Raw genomic sequence first — 19,021 nt, 5'->3', positions numbered from 1 at the left:
GGCGTTGAAGTGAGGTGCCCCCGTGGTCAACATCCAGACGCTCGACCCCACCGCGTCCCCCCTCGACTACTACGGCTGGGAACTGCGCCGCCAGCGCGAGGCCCACGGCCTCAAACAGGGCCAGCTCGGCGACATCATCTTCTGCACGGGGTCACTGATCGGCCAGATCGAGACCACGAAGAAGGTCCCCACCCGCGACTTCTCCGAACGCGTCGACGCGGCCCTCGGCACGGACGGCCTGTTCTCCCGCCTGATCGGCCTGGTCCTGCGCAGCCAACTCCCCACCTGGTTCCAGCCGTACGCGGAGATGGAGGCGAAGGCGGCGTACATCTCCACGTATCAGGCACAGGTGGTGTACGGCCTGTTGCAGACAGAGGAATACGCACGAGCGGTCCTGGCCACCGGAAGCCCGGAAGACGTGGAAGGACTGGTGACCGCCCGAATGGAGCGCCAGCGCGTCCTGGAACGAGAACAGCCGCCACTGGTCTGGGTCGTCCTGGACGAAGCGGTGCTGCACCGACCGATCGGCGGGACCCGTGTCATGCGTCGCCAACTGGCGCACTTGTTGACGTTCGCCGGCCATCGGTGGACCCACGTCCAGGTGTTGCCGAACCAGGCCGGCGAACACGCCAGCCTGGCCGGCTCGTTCAACCTTCTCCGCTTCGAGGACGACCTGGACGTGGTCTACACAGAGGACCTCATCTCCGGCCACATGACGGCCAACTCCGAAACCATCAAAGAGGCCGCACTCCGTTACGCTCGCGTGCAGGCCGCTGCCCTCTCCGTGGAGGACTCGGCGGAACTGATCGCCCGCCTGATGGAGGACCGCTATGGAGACCGCCCCCCATTCGCGTAGCAACCTATGGCGTAAGTCCAGTTACAGCGGAAACACGGGTGGCGACTGCGTCGAGGCAGCCCCCACCTCCTCCACCTCCGCCGTCCCCGTCCGCGACAGCAAGAAGCCGTCGGGCCCGGTCGTCACCATCGGGGCCGGAGCCTGGCGGGCGTTCATCGCCGGCCTGAGCTAGAGCGAGCAGGCCCCGCAACCTCGGTGCAGACCTGTCCGTCCCCTGATCAGCTTCCGAGGGGTCGCTCCGAGGTGCCGTCACGACTGAGTTGCACCAGGCCACGGCGAATGCGGGCAGGCTCCCGGATCCACCCCTGCCGCCACCCGCTCACCCACCGAACGACGGCTTACAGCTGGTCCCCCGCGAAGGCCGGTTCCGGCGGGTGCGGTCCGCCGCCGTCCTTCATGTCCTGGTCGCAGGTGCGTCGGTCGTAGGACTGGTCATTGGGGATCAGCAGCACTTCGGTGACCTGCTCGGGGTGCTCGACGTCGAACCAGTTGTCGGCCGTGAGGTCGCCGTCCGAGGGGAAGCCCTGGGACGAGTGGACCGTCTGGCAGTTCAGCGCCACGCGCTCCTTGTCGACCGCGCAGGCGTCCACTGCGGGGCCGCGGCTCCCGTCGGCCCCGTCGAAGCGGTAGTGGACGTGGACCTTGTCGCCTTCGTCGGGCACCTGGGGGTGGGGCTCGATGCGCCAGCCGACGACCTCGGCGGTGACGCCGAGAGGCTGCCCGTACAAGTCCTCCACCTGCACCCGGACGCCGGCCTCACCGCGCTCCGCGGTCGTGTCGGTGCAGCCCCACGGATGGGAGCAGCCGGACAGGGCGAGAAGCACCAGAACCAGCGGAACGCCGGCACACAGCCGTGCGGGGAACACTCGGGTGACCTCCAGTCAGGGGAGCGGAGCAGTGTATCCCGGGCGTGACAGGCGCCCGTGGCGGCCCGCGTCACGCTCCCCGCATCTCCCACAGCAACAGCTCCGCCGAGGCGTTCGCGGCGACCGCCTCGGTGTCCTTGGTGTCCGTGAGGCGGGCCGCGTCGCCCGGGTGCAGGTGCTCCCCGTCCAGGTGGACGTCGCCGCGGACGACGTGGAGGTAGACGTAGGGCGCGTCCGGTACCGCCGTCCGCTCCCCCGCCGAGAGGCGGCGGACGTGGAGCATCGCGCCGGCCTCCGGGAGGGCGTACGGGGTGGAGTCGGCTATGCCGCGGACGACCTCGTAGAAGGGGTCGCCGCCGGGGGTGAGGGGGGCGAGCCACATCTGGAGGAAGGTGAGGGGGGCGGAGCCCGCGTTGCGTTCCACGTGGCGGACGCCGGACGCGGCGCTCAGACGCTGGACGTCGCCGGGGCGGATCACCGTCTCCTCGCCCGTGGAGTCGCGGTGGGTGAGTTCGCCCGCTACCACCCAGGTCACGATCTCGGTGTGGCTGTGCGGGTGCTCGCCGAAACCGGCGCCGGGGCCCAGGTGCTCCTCGTTGCAGGCGATCACCGCGCCGAAGCGGAGGTTGCCGGGGTCGTAGTGGGGGCCGAAGGAGAAGGCGTGGCGGGACTCGATCCCGGCCGCCGGGTCGCCGCCCAGGTAGCGCTCGTGCGCGCGCCGTACGTCCATCACAGGATCCACCGTAGGCCCTGCGACACGCGCGGCCGTCCCGATAAGGCAGTCTTGTCCCCGTGCCCGAACCCGAAACCAGTACCCCAGAAGCCGCCGCCGGCCCCGCCCATCCGCATCCCGCGACGCTGAAGCGGCTGGAGCAGTCGTCCGGCACGCTCGCCGCGCAGGCGATCGCGCGGATGGACGAGACGCTGTCCTGGTACCGGGCCATGCCACCGGAGAACCGTTCCTGGATCGGTCTGGTCGCGCAGGCGGGCATCGCCGCGTTCACCGAGTGGTTCCGGCGTCCCGACGCACCGCAGGCCATCTCCACCGACGTGTTCGGCACCGCGCCGCGTGAGCTGACCCGGGCGATCACGCTGCGCCAGACCGTGGAGATGGTGCGCACCACCATCGAGGTGATGGAGTCGGCGATCGACGAGGTGGCGGCGCCCGGGGACGAGAGCGTGCTGCGTGAGGCGCTGCTGGTGTACGCGCGGGAGATCGCCTTCGCCACCGCCCAGGTGTACGCGCAGGCCGCCGAGGCACGGGGTGCCTGGGACGCGCGGCTGGAGTCGCTGGTGGTGAACGCGGTGCTGAGCGGTGAGGCCGACGAGGGGGCCGTGTCGCGGGCCGCCGCGCTGGGGTGGAACTCGCCCGAGCACGTGTGTGTGGTCCTCGGGCCCGCGCCGGACGGTGACTCCGAGCTGACCGTGGAGGCGATCCGGCGGGCCGCCCGGCACGCCAAGCTCCAGGTGCTGACCGGGGTGCTCGGGGAGCGGCTGGTGGTGATCGCCGGTGGCAGCGACGATCCGATCGCCGTCGCGAAGTCGCTGATCGGGCCGTACGCGGCGGGGCCGGTGGTGGCCGGTCCCGTGGTGCCGGACCTGCAGGCCGCGACCCGGTCCGCGCAGGCCGCCGCCGCGGGGCTCAAGGCGTGTTCGGCCTGGCAGGACGCCCCGCGTCCGGTGCTGGCGGACGATCTGCTTCCGGAGCGGGCGATGGCCGGAGACCCGTCCGCCCGCGAGCAGTTGGTGGAGGAGATCTACAGACCACTGGAGGAGGCCGGGGCCGCGCTGCTGGAGACGCTCAGTGTCTATCTGGAGCAGGCGAGCAGTCTCGAAGGTGCCGCGCGGATGCTGTTCGTTCACCCCAACACCGTTCGTTACCGGCTCCGACGTGTGACAGACGTCACCGGATGGTCACCCTCCGATGTACGCTCTGCGTTCACCCTGCGAATCGCGCTGATCCTGGGGCGTCTGGCCGATGGCGATCTTCAGTCCTAGTCTTTTGTGGAGGCTCCACAAAACCCCCTGCTGTTCTTCGTCCTTGTCCCCACGGGCGGCCGTGCCCGTACCCAAGAGAGAGTGTGAGAGTGCTCGTACTCGTCGCTCCCGGCCAAGGCGCCCAGACGCCCGGCTTCCTGACTGAATGGCTCGAACTCCCCGGTGCCGCGGACCGCGTCGCCGGCTGGTCCGACGCCATCGGACTCGACCTCGCCCACTACGGCACGAAGGCCGACGCGGACGCGATCCGCGACACGGCCGTCGCCCAGCCGCTGCTGGTCGCGGCCGGACTGCTGTCCGCCGCCGCGCTCGGAGATGTGGCACCCGGTGCCGTGGCCGGTCACAGTGTCGGTGAGATCACCGCCGCCGCCTTCGCGGGTGTCCTCGACGACACCGCCGCGCTCTCCCTCGTGCGCGAGCGGGGCCTGGCCATGGCCGAGGCCGCCGCCGTCACCCGGACCGGCATGGCGGCGCTGCTCGGGGGCGACCCCGAGGTGACCCTGGCGCACCTGGAGAAGCTGGGCCTGACCCCGGCGAACATCAACGGCGCGGGCCAGATCGTCGCGGCCGGGACCACGGAGCAGATCGCCGCGCTGGAGGCGGACAAGCCCGAGGGTGTGCGCAAGGTCGTCGCCCTGAAGGTGGCCGGTGCCTTCCACACGCACCACATGGGCCCCGCGGTCGACGCGTTGGCGAAGGCCGCCGAGGACCTGGCTCCCGGCGACCCGAAGCTCACCTACGTGTCGAACAGGGACGGCAAGGCGGTCGCCTCCGGCGGCGAGGTGCTGGAGCGTCTGGTCGGCCAGGTCGCCAACCCGGTCCGCTGGGACCTGTGCATGGAGACCTTCAAGGAGCTGGGCGTCACCGCCCTCCTGGAGGTCTGCCCCGGCGGCACCCTGGCCGGCCTCGCCAAGCGCGCCCTGCCCGGCGTGAAGACGCTGGCCCTGAAGACGCCCGCAGACCTCGACGCGGCCCGCGAGCTCATCGCCGAGCACACCGCCTGATCGCCTTAAGGAGCCGACCCGCATGGCGAAGATCAAGCCCAGCAAGGGCGCCCCGTACGCGCGCATCCTCGGCGTGGGCGGCTACCGCCCGACCCGGGTCGTGCCGAACGAGGTGATCCTGGAGACGATCGACTCGTCCGACGAGTGGATCCGGTCGCGCTCCGGCATCGAGACCCGGCACTGGGCCTCCCCCGAGGAGACCGTCGCGGCGATGTCCGTCGAGGCCTCCGGCAAGGCGATCGCCGACGCCGGGATCGACTCCGCGCGGATCGGTGCCGTCGTCGTGTCGACCGTGTCGCACTTCAGCCAGACCCCGGCCGTCGCGACCGAGATCGCCCACAGGCTGGGCACGGACAAGGCCGCGGCCTTCGACATCTCGGCCGGCTGCGCGGGCTTCGGCTACGGGCTGACGCTGGCCAAGGGCATGGTCGTCGAGGGTTCCGCCGAGTACGTGCTCGTCATCGGCGTGGAGCGGCTGAGTGACCTGACCGACCTCGAGGACCGGGCCACCGCCTTCCTGTTCGGTGACGGCGCGGGCGCCGTGGTCGTCGGCCCGTCGCAGGAACCGGCGATCGGCCCGACCGTGTGGGGCTCGGAGGGCGACAAGTCCGAGACCATCAAGCAGACCGTGCCGTGGGACAGGCTCCACGCCGGCGATTCCTCCTCGCTGCCGCTCGACAGCGCGGGCAACGTGAAGTTCCCCGCGATCACGCAGGAGGGCCAGGCGGTGTTCCGCTGGGCCGTGTTCGAGATGGCGAAGGTCGCGCAGCAGGCGCTGGACGCGGCCGGGATCAGCCCGGACGACCTGGACGTCTTCATCCCGCACCAGGCCAATGTGCGGATCATCGACTCGATGGTGAAGACCCTGAAACTGCCGGAGCACGTCACGGTCGCCCGTGACATCCGCACCACCGGCAACACCTCGGCCGCCTCGATCCCGCTCGCGATGGAGCGGCTCCTGGCGACCGGCGAGGCGAAGAGCGGCGACACCGCGCTCGTCATCGGCTTCGGGGCGGGTCTCGTCTACGCCGCAACGGTCGTTACCCTCCCCTAGGCACTCCGTGCCGGATCATCGGTCCGGCACGGAGGACACACCGTTTCATCCGCTGGAATCACAAAGAAGGAGCGCCATCATGGCCGCCACTCAGGAAGAGATCGTCGCCGGTCTCGCGGAGATCGTGAACGAGATCGCCGGCATCCCGGTTGAGGACGTCCAGCTGGACAAGTCCTTCACCGACGACCTGGACGTCGACTCGCTGTCCATGGTCGAGGTCGTCGTCGCCGCCGAAGAGCGCTTCGACGTCAAGATCCCGGACGACGACGTCAAGAACCTCAAGACGGTCGGCGACGCCGCCGACTACATCCTCAAGCACCAGGCCTGAGCCCTGCCGGGCCTTCCGTCCGTCTTCCATCGGAACGGGAGGCCCGGGGGCCGGGAGCCCGGCCCCGCCACCCGGCGGTGGCGCCGTACGAATCCTCGTAGATCCGTTGGAGAAAGCATCCCGATGAGCCCGACCAATCGCACCGTGGTCGTCACCGGTATCGGCGCAACCACACCGCTGGGTGGCGACGCAGCCTCTACCTGGGAGGGCCTGGTCGCCGGACGTTCCGGCGTCAAGCCCCTGGAGCAGGAGTGGGCCGCCGACCAGGCGGTCCGTATCGCGGCACCCGTGGCCGTCGAGCCCACCGAGGTCATCCCCCGGCCGCAGGCCCGCCGACTGGACCGCTCGGCGCAGTTCGCGCTGGTCGCGGCCAAGGAGGCGTGGGCCGACGCCGGTTTCGAAGCCAAGGCCGGCGAGGACCCGAACGTCGACCCGGACCGGCTGGGCGCGGTCATCGCCTCCGGCATCGGCGGTGTGACGACCCTGCTGGACCAGTACGACGTGCTGAAGGAGAAGGGCGTCCGCCGCGTCTCCCCGCACACCGTCCCCATGCTGATGCCGAACGGCCCGTCCGCGAACGTGGGCCTCGCGGTGGGCGCCCGTGCGGGCGTGCACACCCCGGTCTCCGCGTGCGCGTCGGGTGCCGAGGCGATCGGCTACGCCATCGAGATGATCCGCAGCGGCCGCGCCGACGTGGTCGTCGCGGGCGGCACGGAGGCGGCGATCCACCCGCTGCCGATCGCCGCGTTCGGCAACATGATGGCGATGTCGAAGAACAACGACGACCCCGAGGGCGCGTCGCGTCCGTACGACGTCGGCCGGGACGGCTTCGTTCTGGGCGAGGGCGCGGGTGTCGTCGTCCTGGAGTCCGCCGAGCACGCCGCCGCGCGCGGCGCCCGCGTCTACGCGGAGGCGGTCGGCCAGGGCATCTCGGCCGACGCGCACGACATCGTGCAGCCGGAGCCGGAGGGGCGGGGCATCTCGGCGGCGCTGAGGAACCTGCTGGACCGGACGGATCTGGATCCGGCGGAGATCGTGCACGTCAACGCGCACGCCACGTCGACGCCGGCGGGCGACATCGCGGAGCTGAAGGCGCTGCGGAAGGTGTTCGGGGACGACGCGGACCACTTCGCGGTCTCCGCGACGAAGTCGATGACCGGTCATCTGCTCGGCGGCGCCGGTGGCGTGGAGTCGGTGGCGACCGTGCTGGCGCTGTACCACCGCGTGGCTCCGCCGACGATCAACGTCGAGAACCTCGACCCCGAGGCCGAGGCGGCGGCGGATGTCGTGCGGGGGGAGGCGCGGAAGCTGCCCGTGGACGGGCGGATCGCCGCGTTGAACGACTCGTTCGGCTTCGGTGGGCACAACGTGGTGCTGGCGTTCCGGTCGGTGTGACCGCCGGTGTCGGCGCTTCGAAGGGCTCCCGCCTTCGTGGTGGGGGCCCTTTGCCGTGCGGCGCGGGCGGGGTGGGTGCAGCGCCGTGAGGGTGGGATTACTTCGCCCCCGCCGCCCCTTCCCTTCCCGTCCCTGGGGGCTTCGCCCCCAGACCCCCTTTGCGCAGTTCCCCGCGCCCCCAGACCCTCTGCGCAGTTCCCCGTGTCCCTAGACCACCTGGTGGAGCCAGCGGACCGGGGCGCCTTCTCCTGCGTGGCGGAAGGGTTCGAGTTCGTCGTCCCAGGGTTTGCCGAGGAGTTTGGCGATCTCCGACTCCAGGTCGGTCTCTTCGGCCTGGGAGCGGACCAGGGCGGCGCGCAGACGGTCCTCGGGGATGAGGATGTCGCCGTGGATGCCGGTGACGGCGTGGAAGATGCCGAGGTCGGGGGTGCAGCTGTAGCGCTCGCCCTCGGCGGTGGCGCTGGGCTCGGCGGTGGCCTCGAAACGCAGCATCTGCCAGCCGCGCAGTGCGGAGGCGAGCTGGGAGGCGGTGGCGGGCCGGCCCTGCCAGGAGAACTCCGAGCGCCAGGTGCCGGGGGCCGCGGGCTGGCGGATCCAGTCCAGGCTGACGCGCGTGCCGAGCACCCCGGCGACGGCCCACTCGACGTGCGGGCACAGCGCGCGGGGCGCGGAGTGCACGTACAGGACTCCACGAGTCGTCACCGGAACCTCCGGGCTGAGCGGTTCGTCTTGGATCGGGCGTAACGGCCGCGGCGTGCGGGCCGCGTTGATGGCGAGGCTACCGTGCGCCGGGGCAGGGAGTGTGACGTACCGTCCGTCATGGTGCTGGGAAACCCCCGCCATTCACCCGGCAGGACGCCTGTGCGGGCGGAGGGCGCCGCGTGGCACGGGCGCTTCGGACGGGCGCCTCGGACGGGCGGGAACTCCCGTGCGTTGTAAGGGTGGGGGAACGGATTCACCGGTACGGCGCGGGGAGGCGACGGATGGGACAGACGACGCGGAGGGGGACGCGCCCTGCGCGGGCCGTGCTCGTTCTGGTGACGGCCGCCGCGCTCGGCGTGGCGGGATGCGACGCCGTGGGCGGCGACTCCCCCGCACCGTCCGGTACGGCGGCTAAGCAGGGGCGGCCGTCCGCGAGGCCCACACCCGTGTGGGACACCTCCCCGGACTCGGTCGCCGCCGTGGGTGACTCGATCACCACCGGGTTCGACGCCTGCGCGGTGCTGTCGGACTGCCCCGAGGTGTCGTGGGCGACGGGCGGCAGCGAGCAGGTCGACAGTCTCGCCGTACGGCTGCTGGGGCGGACGGAGGCGGCCGGGCGGAGCTGGAACCACGCGGTGACCGGGTCCCGGATGGCGGACCTGCCGGGTCAGATGGCGCGGGCGGCGCGGCGCTCCCCGGAGCTGGTGGCGGTGATGACGGGGGCGAACGACGCCTGCCGGGAGACCACGGCGGCGATGACCCCGGTGGCGGACTTCCGCGCCGACTTCGAGGAGGCGCTGCGCACCCTGCGCGAGGCACTGCCGAAGACGCAGGTGTATGTGGCGAGTGTGCCGGACCTGAAGCGGCTGTGGTCGCAGGGGCGGACCAGCGCCCTGGGCAAGCAGGTGTGGAAGCTGGGCATCTGCCCGTCGATGCTGGGCGACCCCGACGCGCTGGACGCGGCGGCGACACAGCGGCGGGAGACCGTGCACCAGCGGGTGCAGGATTACAACGAGGCACTGCGGGAGGTCTGCGCCGGGGACAGCCGCTGCCGCTTCGACGGCGGGGCGGTGCACGCGTACCGCTTCGGCACCGGGCAGCTGAGCCGCTGGGACTGGTTCCATCCCAGCATCGACGGGCAGGCGGAGCTGGCCGAGATCGCATACCGGACGGTCACGGCGACGAAGCCGTGACCTATTGTTTCGCGCATGAACGAACTCTTCGGCACACTTTCCGACGGCACCCCGGTGCACCGTTGGACCCTGCGGCGGGCGGGCGTACGGGTACGGATCCTGTCGTACGGCGGGATCGTGCAGAGCGTCGAGGTGCCGGACCGGGACGGGCGGGCCGGGAACGTGGTGCTGGGCTTCCCCGGTCTGGAGGGCTACCTCCGGCATCCGGAGCCCTTCCTGGGCGCTCTCATCGGCCGGTACGCCAACCGGATCGCGGGCGCGCGCTTCCCTTTGGACGGGGTCACGTACACCCTGAAGCCGAACGACGGGCCGAACTCGCTGCACGGCGGTGAGCGGGGCTTCGACAAGCGCGTGTGGGACGTCGCACCGGTCGAGAACGGTCTGCGCCTCTCCCTGGTCGCCGAGCACGGCGAGGAGGGTTTCCCGGGGCGGCTGGACGTCTCGGTGACGTACACGCTGGACGAGCGGGGGGCGCTGGGCATCGCGTACGAGGCGGTGACGGACGCCCCGACCCATGTGAACCTGACGAACCACTCGTACTGGAACCTGGGCGGCCCCGGTTCCGGACGCACGGCCGGGCACGAGCTGCGGCTCGCCGCCTCCCGCTACACGCCCTCCGGCCCGGACATGATCCCGACCGGTGAACTCGCCGATGTCTCCGGCACCCGCTTCGACTTCCGCGAGGCCCGCAGGGCCGGAACGGGGTACGACGACAACTTCGTGCTCGACAAGGGGGTCACCCGGACGCCCGTGGAGGTGGCCGAGCTGTACGACCCGGCGTCCGGCCGGGTGCTGACGGTGGCGACGACCGAGCCCGGGATGCAGCTCTACACCGCGGACCACATCACCGGGCCCTTCTCGCCCGGGGACGGCATCGCGCTGGAGACCCAGCACTTCCCCGACTCACCGAACCGTCCGGAGTTCCCCGGCACGGTCCTCAGGCCGGGCGAGGTCTTCCACTCGGAGACGGTGTACGGCTTCTCCGCGCGCTGAGCCTCCGGCCGGGGGCGGCCCCGGCGCACATGAGCCCCGGTCCGGGGTCAGGGTCCCGGGCCGGGGCTGCTCATGTGGGCACCTCACCTGCGTCCCGGACCCGACGGTAATCCCTGCCGCGGCCCGGTGGCCCTCGATAACACTGCCCGCTTCAATCCCGTACGAACCTTTCACATCTGTCTCCCCGCACGGCCCCGCCGCGACGGCGGGCCCGGCCTCACCGCGACCACGTACCCGACCACGTCCCTGACCACGTCCCTCACCTCGTCACCGGCCTCGTCACCGGCCACGCGCGACGCGGTGGGGGACGGCTCGGGTGCGGCGCTCCCGGTGCGAGAAGGCGGGGGTCCGGGCGCCGGGCGGCCGCGCCCCATGGCCTGATCGACATCGGCCGGGCGATACTGCGGCCTCCGGCATCCCCGTACCCCCATGACGACGGAAGGCCTCGAACTCACGTGAACTCGCTACGCGTGCGCATAGGTGTCCTCGGTCTGGCCCTGCTGACCGGTCTCACCGCCCCCACGACCACCGCGACCGCCGCCGACCCGGCGGCGGGCCCCACCGTCGAGGAACACCGTCTCGACGGAGCCGCCCCGCGGGAGATACTCCGCCGCTCCGGATTCGACACCGTGGCACCGGACCTCGCCCGTGCCCTCGACCGCGCCCACTCCTACGCCCAGGCCCGGCGTGCCGTCGTACGCCAGGGGACGGAGCTGTGGCGCAGAGCCGTCGACCGGGCGCAGGGGCGCGGTCCCGCGGCCGGTGACCTGAGCCGGGACGACGACCGGCCGCTGTACTGGGCGCGGCTCGGTATGACCCGTGAGCTGCGGACCTGGGACGCGGGGTTCCGGCTGGGCGACGGGCAGCGGGCGCGGCTGCTGGACGAGTTGGAGCGGACCTCGCGGGGGCAGAGCGGCATCCGGTATCCGCACGGCGGAGGAATGAAGCGCGTCCTGGTGACCGGCTTCGACCCGTTCACCCTGGACCGGGACATCCGTATCTCCAATCCGTCCGGCGCCGTGGCGCTCGCCCTGGACGGCACCGTGATCGAGACGGCGGACGGTCCCGCGCGGATCGAGACGGCCGTGTTCCCCGTGCGCTGGCGGGACTTCACGGCAGGCACCGTGGAGCGGGCGCTGCGACCGCATCTGCCGAAGGTCGACCTGTTCACCACGGTGAGCCAGGGCCGGGTCGGCCGCTTCGACATCGAGCGCACCAACGGGGCCTGGCGGGGCGGCTTCGGGGACAACGAGAACACCGGCCGCCCCGAGACGGTCCCGGTCACCGACCCGGCCTCGCAGCCGCAGTGGACGTCCACCACACTGCCGTACGCGGAGATCGTCGACGCGGAGACCGGGCGGTTCCCGGTGTACGACAACACGAGCGTCACGGAGATCCCGGCGGGAGGGACCGAGGCGGTCGTCAGGCCGGAGGGGCCGACGCCCGGGTCGACGGCCCGCGCGGGCGGCGGCGGGGACTATCTCTCCAACGAGATCGCCTACCGGGCGACGCTGCTGCGTGACCGGCTCGGTCTGCACGGGAAGCTGCCGGGCGGTCATGTGCACACGCCCGTGCTGCAGTTCGGCGCCGGGAACACGAACGAGATCACCGACCCCGAGTTCGTGCGGAACCGGCTGGACATCATCGGCCAGACGCGGGCGATCGTGACCGTGGCGATCAGTGCGACGGAGCGAACGCGAGACTGACGCCGAGGCCGGCCAGAGCGGTTCCGATCACCTTGTTGAGGACCTTCTGGCCGCGCAGCATCAGGCCGCGCATCCGGTCGTGGGAGAAGAACAGCGCGACGATGCCGAACCACAGCAGGTGGGCCACCGACATGAACAGTCCGTAGCCCACCTGCTGGAGCGCGGGGGTGCCGGGGCTGACGACCTGGGCGAAGGTCGAGACGACGAACAGGGTCGTCTTCGGGTTGAGGACGTTGGTCAGGAAACCGGTGCGCAGGGCCGCGAACGGGGTGAGTCCGGTCCTGTTCGCCAGGTCGACGGTGAGCTCGCCGCGGGTGCGGAAGGTTCGGACGCCGATGTACACCAGGTAGGCGGCGCCGGCCAGTTTGACGACCGTGAACAGGAAGGTGGAGGAGGCGATCAGCAGCCCCACCCCGAGCATCGTATAGGTGACGTGCACCAGCACGCCGGCGGCGACCCCGAGGGCGGCGAGGAGTCCGGTGCGGCGGCCGTGGAGATAGCTGGCCCGCACCACCATGGCGAAGTCGGCACCGGGGGCGATCACGGCCAGGACCGTGATGACGGCGACGGCCAGGACCTCCGTCATCGCGGGGTGACGCCCCGCTCCTCGTCGGTACGGCCCGACTCGCCGGAGTCGCCGGAGTCGCCGGACTCCTTCCCGGTGGTCTCCTCACCGAGCAGGTCGCGTGCCATCAGGGTGGCTCCGGCGACCGCGCCCGGCATCAGGAACACGGCGACGAAGGGGATGAGGAACGCGACCGCCAGGGGGGTCCCGAAGCCCCAGACGAGGGTCCTGCGGGACCTCAGGAGGGCAAGCCGCTCACGCAGTTCGACCCCGCGCCGCTGGAGGGCGACGGCTGCGAGCTCCTCGGTGAGGAAGAACCCGGTGACGAGGAAACCGATCACCGGTACGACGGTCTGGCCGGCCACCGGAATGAATCCGAGCGCGAACAGCAGCACGGCCCAGACGAGGGCGCGGGCGACGATCCGGAGGCTGTCGCGGGCCGAGATCCACAGCTCCCGCAGCAGCGGCAGGGCGGACTCGGGGGCGGTGCCGTCGGGTGAGACGTCCCGGTCGACCTTCTCGGAGAGGCTCTCGTAGAACGGCTGGCCGATGAGCAGGGTCATCGCGGTGAAGGTGATCACGGACAGCAGCAGGGCCAGGGCGAAGAGCACGGCGGTGAGGAAGCCGCGGAACAGTCCCGGCCAGGGGGTGTCCCAGTCGTTCGCGAAGGGGGTGGCCCAGGTGACGAAGTCGGCGCCCCAGAGGGCGAGGGCGATCAGCGCAGCCGTGTAGAGGACGAGGGTGATCAGGCCGGGAAGCAGGCCGAAGCCGAACTGTTTGCCGTGCCGGCCCACCCACTTCTGGCCCTTCAGCAGGTACCGGAAGCCCACCCTCAGATCGCGCATGGGTGCACCCTATCGGGGGTGGGCGGGGGTGGGGTGTGCGGCCCGGGGGCGATGGGGTGGGAGGGAAGGCTTGCACCACTCGGCGTCAGTGGGGTGTGCCCCGGGGTGGGTGCTGGGCGGGCGGGTGCGCAGCCCGGCGCTCGCGGGGGCCGTCGCACCCACCCGTGCCGCCCTGAGGGCACCTCCCAGGCCTTCAGGGCACTGGGGAAGGCACGACTGCCCTCAGGAGCGGGGCCGGAGCGCGGGGCCGGAGCGCGGGGCCGGAACGGGCGGGGTGGGGTGGGGTGGGGTGGGGTGGGGTGGGTCAGAGTGTGACGATCATCTTTCCGGTGTTGTCGCCGCGCAGGACGCCGAGGAAGGCCTCCAGGTTGTTCTCGATACCCTCGACCACCGTCTCGCGGTACTTGAGCTCGCCCGAGCGGATCCAGGGACCGACCTCCTGGACGAACCGGGGCTGGAGGTCGTAGTGGTCGCCGACGAGGAAGCCCTCGATCCGGCCCCGGGTCTGGATCAGCCGGGCGAGGTTGCGCGGGCCGGGGGCAGGCTCGGTGTTGTTGTAGACGGAGATCGCTCCGCAGATCGCGATCCGGCCGTCGCGGTTGAGGGAGCCGATCGCCGCCTCCAGGTGGTCGCCGCCCACGTTGTCGAAGTAGACGTCGACCCCGTCCGGGGCGGCGTCGCGCAGTTGCCGGCTCACCGGGCCGTTCTTGTAGTTGAACGCGGCGTCGAAGCCGTACTCCTCGACGAGCAGCTTGACCTTCTCGTCGGAGCCGGCGGAGCCGATCACCCGGGAGGCTCCCTTGAGCTTCGCGAGCTGCCCGACCTGGCTGCCGACGGCGCCCGCGGCACCGGACACGAAGACGGAGTCGCCCTCCTTGAAGGAGGCGGTGCGCAGCAGGCCCGCGTAGGCGGTGAGCCCGGTCATGCCCAGCACGCCCAGGTACGCCGAGAGGGGCGCGGCCTCGGGGTCCACCTTGACGGCGTTCTTCGCGTCCACGACGGCGTACTCGCGCCAGCCGAGGAAGTGCAGGACGTGGTCGCCGGCCGCGATCCCCTCGGCGTTCGAGGCGACGACCTCGCCGACGGCACCGCCCTGCATGGCCTTGCCCAGCTCGTACGGGGCGACGTAGGACTTGGCGTCACTCATCCGGCCACGCATGTACGGATCGACGGAGAGGTGAAGGTTCCGTACCAGCACCTGGCCCTCGGCCGGGGCGGGTACCTCCGCCTCGGCGAGGGCGAAGTCCTCGGGCTTCGGCCGGCCGACGGGCCGGCTCAGCAGCCGCCACTCGCGGCCGGTGGTGGGGACTGCGGGGGCGTCGGACATGCTCGGGCACCTTCCTCGAAATACTTCATTACCTGAAACAACCATGCGGCTGAATATTTCAGGATGTCAAGCACATGGGTACCCTGGAGAGCATGGCCACACCTCGCAACACGCCCAACCTCCCCGACGCCCTCACTCTGGAGGTCGTCGAGCTCATCGGCTCGGTGGTGGCCCGCTACCACGAGGAGTACGAGGAGGCCGCCGCCGGTCACTCGCTGACGGGCGCTCAGGCGAGGCTGCTGAGCCTGCTGTCACTGGAGCCGCTTCCGATGCGGAAGCTGGCGCAGCGGCTCAAGTGCGAGCCGTCGAACGTGACGGGGATCGTCGACCGCCTGGAGACACGCGGCCTGGTGGAGCGCCGCCCGGATCCGGCGGACCGGCGGGTGAAGCTGGCGGCGGCGACGGCCGAGGGGCGGCAGGTGGCGCGCAGCCTGAGGGAGTCCCTGCGGTTCGCGCGTGAGCCTCTTGCGGGGCTTTCGGAGGGGGAGCGGGTGGCGCTGCGGGATGCGCTGCGGACCATGCTGAACGGGGGCTGACGCGGGGGCCACGCGAAGCGGGCGGACGTGGCGTGGGGGTCACGCTGAAGGCCGGGGCCGGGGGTGCGCGGCCCGACGATTGCAGGGTGCCTCCCCCGCTCCCGGCTCCTCCCCCGTGAGCGGGGGACCCCCGCCGGTGCCGCCCTGGGGGCGGGGTGGCTGCCAGGCTTTCACGGCACTGGGGGGCGGGTGCCCGCGGGAACGGGGGCGGGGGTGCTCAGGTGCACCACCAGAGGAATCGGTCGCAGGTCTCCGACGGCTCCGGTTCCGGTTGCGGCTCGGGGTTCTCCGGGGTCGGGTCCGGGTCGGGGCTTTCCGGTTTCCCGGACGGCCCGGACGGGGGAGGCGTCGCGGGATCGGCCGACGGGGCGACGGCGGGTGCGGACGAGGAGCCCTCCCCCGCGTCCTGTTCCTCCTGCGCGTCCTCCGACTCCTCGTCGTCCGGGGACGCGGAAGCCGAGGACGAGGAGGAGTCGGACGCCGAAGGACTGGGGGACTTCACGGGCGTCCCCGCGTTCGCGACCCCGCTCGCCGACTCCGTCGGCTCCACCTCCGCCGAACCGCCGTCGGGCGACTCTCCGCCCACCGCGGGCTCCGGCTTCGATCCGGGCGCGTCCAGGCCGAGTTCGGCGAGGCTCAGTCCGCCCGCCGCGAGGACGAAGCCCGCGACGATCAGCAGGGTGCGGTTGCGGCGACGGCGGTGCGCGGCGGCTTTGCGGTCCCGGCGGCTCTGCCCCGCCGAGGAGTCCTCGGCCTCGGGCTCACGTCCCCGGCGCCGGGTCTCCTGCCGGCCACGCGGCCCCTCTTCGGACGGCTCCCCGTCACCTTGCTCGTGCCCGTGCTCGTGTCCGTGCTCGTGTCCGTGCTCGTGATGCTCGTGATGCTCGTGGCGCTCGTGGCGCTCGTGGCGCTCGTGTCCGTGCTCGTCGTGGTGCTCGTCCGGCCCGTCGTCCCCGGCGGGCTCCGCGGCTCCGTCCGGACCGCCCTCGGACTCCGGTGGCCCGGCCGTCTCCCGCTGCCGGCGGGCCCGGATCGCCTCGGCGGGCGTGCCGCACCCGGGGCAAGCCAGTGCGCCGTTGAGGTGCCGTCGGCACGAGTCGCAAAAGTCCATGACGCGGGAAGGTTAGATTCCGGTCGGGTCCGGTTCATAGGGCCTGCTGTGAAGGTTTGGTGCGGACCATCACCCATAGGTTTCGAATCTGTCGAAACCGTTATGCGCGTGACCCATTGACACCCCCACCACCCCGTCCTTACTGTCACGCCAGCATTTCGAACGCGTGACGAAATATCGAACACGTCGAACCACAGGCTCCGATGACAGGGTCCACAACCGCAGCGAGGGGCGAACTGCCGTGCGCATCACCGGAATCAGCACACACGTGGTCGGGACGCCGTGGCGCAACCTGACCTACGTCCAGGTGCACACCGACGAGGGGATCACCGGAGTCGGCGAGACCAGGATGCTGGGCCACACCGACGCCCTCCTGGGTTACCTGAAGGAAACCGAGGTCAACCACATTCTCGGCTCCGACCCCTTCGCTGTCGAGGACCTCGTCCGCCGGATGAAGTACGGCGACTACGGCCGCGCCGGCGAGATCGTGATGTCCGGAATCGCCGTCGTCGAGATGGCGTGCTGGGACATCAAGGGCAAGGCGCTCGGCGTCCCCGTCTGGCAGCTGCTCGGCGGCAAGGTCACCGACAGGGTGAAGGCGTACGCCAACGGCTGGTACACCACGGAGCGCACCCCTGAGGCGTACCACAAGGCCGCGCAGGCGGTGATGGAGCGCGGCTACCGGGCGCTGAAGATCGACCCCTTCGGCACCGGCCACTACGAGCTCGACCACCAGCAGAGCCTGTACGCCGTCTCCCTGATCGAGGCGGTGCGCGACGCCATCGGTCCGGACGCCGAGCTGATGCTGGAGATGCACGGCCGCTTCTCCCCCGCCACCGCCATCCGCATGGCCAGGGAGCTCGCGCCGTTCAAGCCGGCCTGGCTGGAGGAGCCGGTCCCGCCGGAGAACCTCAAGGCGCTGGAGAAGGTGGCCGCCAGGGTCGACATGCCGGTCGCCACCGGTGAACGTATCCACGACCGCATCGAGTTCCGCGAGCTGTTCGAGAGCCAGGCGGTCGACATCCTCCAGCCGGACGTCGGCCACATCGGGGGCATCTGGGAGACCCGCAAGCTCGCCGCGACCGCCGAGACCCACTACATGCTTGTCGCCCCGCACAACGTCGGCGGCCCGGTGCTCACCGCCGCGTCCCTCCAGGTCGGATTCACCTCCCCGAACTTCAAGATCCTGGAACACTTCAACGACTTCGCGGACGCGGAGATCAAGAAGGTCGTCAAGGGCGCACCTCAGGTGAACGCGGAGGACGGCTGCTTCCACCTCTCCGACGCCCCCGGTCTCGGGGTCGAGCTGGACGTCGACGCGGCGGCCGAGTTCCCGCAGCAGCAGGCCCGGTTCGACCTGTGGGCCGAGGGCTGGGAGACGCGCAAGCCCAAGGACACGAAGTGACGGCCGCCGGCCGGCCGGCCGCGGCGGGGGCGGGGGCGGGCGGCACCGCCGTCGTCGTCGAGGCGCCCGGGGAGCACCGCCTCGTCCCCCACGAGCCGCGCGATCCCGCTCCCGGCGAGGCGCTGGTCGAGGTGCACGCCGCTGGGATCTGCGGCAGTGACCGAGAGGTGTACCAGGGCAACCGGCCGGAAGGGTACGTGCGTTACCCGCTGACGCCGGGTCACGAGTGGTCCGGGACCGTGCGGCGGGTGGGCGCGGGGGTGCCCCGGGCGCTCGTCGGACGCAAGGTCGTCGGCGAGGGGTTCCGCAACTGCCAGGTGTGCGACCGCTGTCACGCCGGTGAGACGACCCTGTGCTCGGCGGGCTACGAGGAGACCGGGTTCACCCAGCCGGGTGCCATGGCCGCGACGCTGACCCTGCCCGCCCGGCTGCTGCACGTCCTGCCGGACGACGCCGATCTGAGCGCGGCCGCGCTGCTGGAGCCCGCCGCCTGTATCGCCGCCGCCGCGCTCAAGGCGAACGCCGTGCCCGGTGAGCGGGTGGCAGTGGTCGGCACCGGCACGCTCGGTATGTTCGCCGTGCAGTTCCTCCGGGCGAACTCGCCCTCCGAGTTGCTGGTCGTCGGCACCCGGGACGACCGGGAGTCACTGTCGCGGCAGTTCGGGGCGAGCGACTTCCGTACCAAGGACCGCCCACTCCCGGACGACTTCGACGTGGTGATCGAGACCGCCGGGTCCGCGGACGCGGCCCGCACCGCGGCCTCGCTGCTGCGGCGCGGCGGGCGGCTGGTCCTCACCGGGATTCCGGCGCCGGGGGCCGGCGGGCTCGACCCGACCGACCTGGTCGTGCGGCAGCTGGAGGTGCACACCGTCTTCGGCGCGCCGCCGGACGCCTGGGCGCACACCGTGCGGGTGTTCGCCGCCGGGCTGCTCGACCCGCTGCCGCTGGTGACCCACGAGCTGCCACTCGCCGAGTTCCCGGAGGCCATCGAACTGGTGGGGTCCGGTGACCCGAAGGTGGGCAAGGTCCTGCTGCGTCCCTGACCGTACGCCGGTACGAGGGCGACCTGACGGCCGTCGTACCGGCGTACACCCTCTCCACGTCTCCACCCCGGGCCCCCGCCCCCGCTCCGCCCCT

20 protein-coding genes are annotated in these 19,021 nt (G+C 71.6%); 13 read left to right on the top strand and 7 right to left on the bottom strand.

Annotation, left to right across the window (positions count from 1 at the left end):
- The first annotated feature begins 22 nt into the window (after positions 1–22).
- Complete coding sequence (locus tag HTV45_RS10570; RefSeq protein WP_215205426.1) at positions 23–856, top strand: helix-turn-helix transcriptional regulator; 834 nt, start codon at positions 23–25, stop codon at positions 854–856.
- A complete protein-coding gene (locus tag HTV45_RS10565; protein WP_215205425.1) occupies positions 831–1,028 on the top strand; it encodes a DUF397 domain-containing protein in 198 nt (65 codons plus the stop codon). Before HTV45_RS10570 ends, HTV45_RS10565 begins: the two co-directional genes overlap by 26 nt.
- A gap of 166 nt (positions 1,029–1,194) precedes the next feature.
- On the opposite strand, the gene HTV45_RS10560 is transcribed toward HTV45_RS10565, so the two are convergent.
- Entirely contained in the window at positions 1,195–1,722 is a 528-nt protein-coding gene (locus tag HTV45_RS10560) for a hypothetical protein (protein WP_215205424.1), read from the bottom strand.
- 70 nt (positions 1,723–1,792) lie between these two features.
- Entirely contained in the window at positions 1,793–2,452 is a 660-nt protein-coding gene (locus tag HTV45_RS10555; RefSeq protein WP_215205423.1) for a pirin family protein, read from the bottom strand.
- A 62-nt stretch (positions 2,453–2,514) separates the two neighbouring features.
- Between HTV45_RS10555 and fasR the strand changes: the two genes are divergently transcribed.
- The 5 genes from fasR to fabF all read left to right on the top strand — a co-directional run bounded on the left by fasR (position 2,515) and on the right by fabF (position 7,501).
- The gene (fasR, locus tag HTV45_RS10550; protein WP_215205422.1) at positions 2,515–3,720 is read left to right on the top strand and encodes a fatty acid biosynthesis transcriptional regulator FasR; all 1,206 of its coding nucleotides are present in this window, start codon (positions 2,515–2,517) and stop codon (positions 3,718–3,720) included.
- Between the two features lie 89 nt (positions 3,721–3,809).
- Positions 3,810–4,724 carry an ACP S-malonyltransferase gene (locus HTV45_RS10545; protein ID WP_215205455.1) on the top strand — a complete coding sequence of 305 codons (915 nt, stop codon included), beginning with the start codon at positions 3,810–3,812 and terminating at the stop codon, positions 4,722–4,724.
- A 22-nt stretch (positions 4,725–4,746) separates the two neighbouring features.
- Positions 4,747–5,778, top strand: a complete 1,032-nt coding sequence (locus HTV45_RS10540) for a ketoacyl-ACP synthase III (protein ID WP_215205421.1) — start codon at positions 4,747–4,749, stop codon at positions 5,776–5,778.
- Positions 5,779–5,857: 79 nt separating this feature from the next.
- Positions 5,858–6,106: an acyl carrier protein gene (locus HTV45_RS10535; protein WP_037937343.1), complete on the top strand. Its 249-nt coding sequence runs from the start codon at positions 5,858–5,860 to the stop codon at positions 6,104–6,106.
- Positions 6,107–6,229: 123 nt separating this feature from the next.
- Positions 6,230–7,501 (top strand): beta-ketoacyl-ACP synthase II, encoded by a 1,272-nt coding sequence (gene fabF, locus HTV45_RS10530; RefSeq protein WP_215205420.1) that lies wholly within the window; start codon positions 6,230–6,232, stop codon positions 7,499–7,501.
- 207 nt (positions 7,502–7,708) lie between these two features.
- On the opposite strand, the gene HTV45_RS10525 is transcribed toward fabF, so the two are convergent.
- Positions 7,709–8,203 carry a DUF3145 domain-containing protein gene (locus tag HTV45_RS10525; RefSeq protein ID WP_215205419.1) on the bottom strand — a complete coding sequence of 165 codons (495 nt, stop codon included), beginning with the start codon at positions 8,201–8,203 and terminating at the stop codon, positions 7,709–7,711.
- Positions 8,204–8,484: 281 nt separating this feature from the next.
- On the opposite strand from HTV45_RS10525, the gene HTV45_RS10520 reads away from it, so the two are divergent.
- The 3 genes from HTV45_RS10520 (at position 8,485) to HTV45_RS10510 (ending at position 12,095) form a co-directional block, all read left to right on the top strand.
- Positions 8,485–9,396 carry an SGNH/GDSL hydrolase family protein gene (locus HTV45_RS10520; RefSeq protein WP_215205418.1) on the top strand — a complete coding sequence of 304 codons (912 nt, stop codon included), beginning with the start codon at positions 8,485–8,487 and terminating at the stop codon, positions 9,394–9,396.
- 15 nt (positions 9,397–9,411) lie between these two features.
- A complete protein-coding gene (locus tag HTV45_RS10515; protein ID WP_215205417.1) occupies positions 9,412–10,389 on the top strand; it encodes an aldose epimerase family protein in 978 nt (325 codons plus the stop codon).
- Positions 10,390–10,844: 455 nt separating this feature from the next.
- The gene (locus HTV45_RS10510; protein ID WP_215205416.1) at positions 10,845–12,095 is read left to right on the top strand and encodes a pyroglutamyl peptidase; all 1,251 of its coding nucleotides are present in this window, start codon (positions 10,845–10,847) and stop codon (positions 12,093–12,095) included.
- Here the strand turns inward: HTV45_RS10510 and HTV45_RS10505 are convergent.
- The 3 genes from HTV45_RS10505 to HTV45_RS10495 all read right to left on the bottom strand — a co-directional run bounded on the left by HTV45_RS10505 (position 12,067) and on the right by HTV45_RS10495 (position 14,832).
- Positions 12,067–12,681, bottom strand: coding sequence for a LysE family transporter (locus HTV45_RS10505; protein ID WP_215205415.1), 615 nt, complete (start codon positions 12,679–12,681; stop codon positions 12,067–12,069). The genes HTV45_RS10510 and HTV45_RS10505 overlap by 29 nt on opposite strands.
- A complete protein-coding gene (locus HTV45_RS10500) occupies positions 12,678–13,505 on the bottom strand; it encodes an EI24 domain-containing protein (protein ID WP_215205414.1) in 828 nt (275 codons plus the stop codon). The genes HTV45_RS10505 and HTV45_RS10500 overlap by 4 nt, the downstream gene beginning before the upstream one ends.
- A gap of 304 nt (positions 13,506–13,809) precedes the next feature.
- Positions 13,810–14,832 carry an NADP-dependent oxidoreductase gene (locus HTV45_RS10495; protein WP_215205413.1) on the bottom strand — a complete coding sequence of 341 codons (1,023 nt, stop codon included), beginning with the start codon at positions 14,830–14,832 and terminating at the stop codon, positions 13,810–13,812.
- A gap of 92 nt (positions 14,833–14,924) precedes the next feature.
- Between HTV45_RS10495 and HTV45_RS10490 the strand changes: the two genes are divergently transcribed.
- Positions 14,925–15,368: a MarR family winged helix-turn-helix transcriptional regulator gene (locus tag HTV45_RS10490; protein ID WP_215205412.1), complete on the top strand. Its 444-nt coding sequence runs from the start codon at positions 14,925–14,927 to the stop codon at positions 15,366–15,368.
- Between the two features lie 217 nt (positions 15,369–15,585).
- On the opposite strand, the gene HTV45_RS10485 is transcribed toward HTV45_RS10490, so the two are convergent.
- Entirely contained in the window at positions 15,586–16,479 is an 894-nt protein-coding gene (locus HTV45_RS10485; protein ID WP_215205411.1) for a hypothetical protein, read from the bottom strand.
- 241 nt (positions 16,480–16,720) lie between these two features.
- Between HTV45_RS10485 and HTV45_RS10480 the strand changes: the two genes are divergently transcribed.
- Positions 16,721–17,884: a mandelate racemase/muconate lactonizing enzyme family protein gene (locus tag HTV45_RS10480; RefSeq protein WP_215205410.1), complete on the top strand. Its 1,164-nt coding sequence runs from the start codon at positions 16,721–16,723 to the stop codon at positions 17,882–17,884.
- Positions 17,881–18,927 (top strand): alcohol dehydrogenase catalytic domain-containing protein, encoded by a 1,047-nt coding sequence (locus tag HTV45_RS10475; RefSeq protein WP_215205409.1) that lies wholly within the window; start codon positions 17,881–17,883, stop codon positions 18,925–18,927. The genes HTV45_RS10480 and HTV45_RS10475 overlap by 4 nt, the downstream gene beginning before the upstream one ends.
- Positions 18,928–19,021: the final 94 nt, after the last annotated feature.

The sequence above is a fragment of the Streptomyces sp. CHD11 genome (assembly GCF_018638295.1).
In the GTDB taxonomy this organism is placed as follows: domain Bacteria; phylum Actinomycetota; class Actinomycetes; order Streptomycetales; family Streptomycetaceae; genus Streptomyces.
Note: the sequence above shows the minus strand (reverse complement) of the source record. Positions and strands in the feature narration are given on the sequence as shown.

What these genes read in the sequence shown, in the direction of transcription:
- HTV45_RS10535 (WP_037937343.1), top strand. Translation starts at nt 5,858, where the DNA reads ATGGCCGCCACTCAGGAAGAGATCGTCGCCGGTCTCGCGGAGATCGTG.
- fabF (WP_215205420.1), top strand. Translation starts at nt 6,230, where the DNA reads ATGAGCCCGACCAATCGCACCGTGGTCGTCACCGGTATCGGCGCAACC.
- HTV45_RS10495 (WP_215205413.1), bottom strand. Translation starts at nt 14,832, where the DNA reads ATGTCCGACGCCCCCGCAGTCCCCACCACCGGCCGCGAGTGGCGGCTG.
- HTV45_RS10485 (WP_215205411.1), bottom strand. Translation starts at nt 16,479, where the DNA reads ATGGACTTTTGCGACTCGTGCCGACGGCACCTCAACGGCGCACTGGCT.
- HTV45_RS10490 (WP_215205412.1), top strand. Translation starts at nt 14,925, where the DNA reads ATGGCCACACCTCGCAACACGCCCAACCTCCCCGACGCCCTCACTCTG.
- HTV45_RS10540 (WP_215205421.1), top strand. Translation starts at nt 4,747, where the DNA reads ATGGCGAAGATCAAGCCCAGCAAGGGCGCCCCGTACGCGCGCATCCTC.
- HTV45_RS10565 (WP_215205425.1), top strand. Translation starts at nt 831, where the DNA reads ATGGAGACCGCCCCCCATTCGCGTAGCAACCTATGGCGTAAGTCCAGT.
- HTV45_RS10505 (WP_215205415.1), bottom strand. Translation starts at nt 12,681, where the DNA reads ATGACGGAGGTCCTGGCCGTCGCCGTCATCACGGTCCTGGCCGTGATC.
- HTV45_RS10520 (WP_215205418.1), top strand. Translation starts at nt 8,485, where the DNA reads ATGGGACAGACGACGCGGAGGGGGACGCGCCCTGCGCGGGCCGTGCTC.
- HTV45_RS10555 (WP_215205423.1), bottom strand. Translation starts at nt 2,452, where the DNA reads ATGGACGTACGGCGCGCGCACGAGCGCTACCTGGGCGGCGACCCGGCG.
- HTV45_RS10515 (WP_215205417.1), top strand. Translation starts at nt 9,412, where the DNA reads ATGAACGAACTCTTCGGCACACTTTCCGACGGCACCCCGGTGCACCGT.
- HTV45_RS10500 (WP_215205414.1), bottom strand. Translation starts at nt 13,505, where the DNA reads ATGCGCGATCTGAGGGTGGGCTTCCGGTACCTGCTGAAGGGCCAGAAG.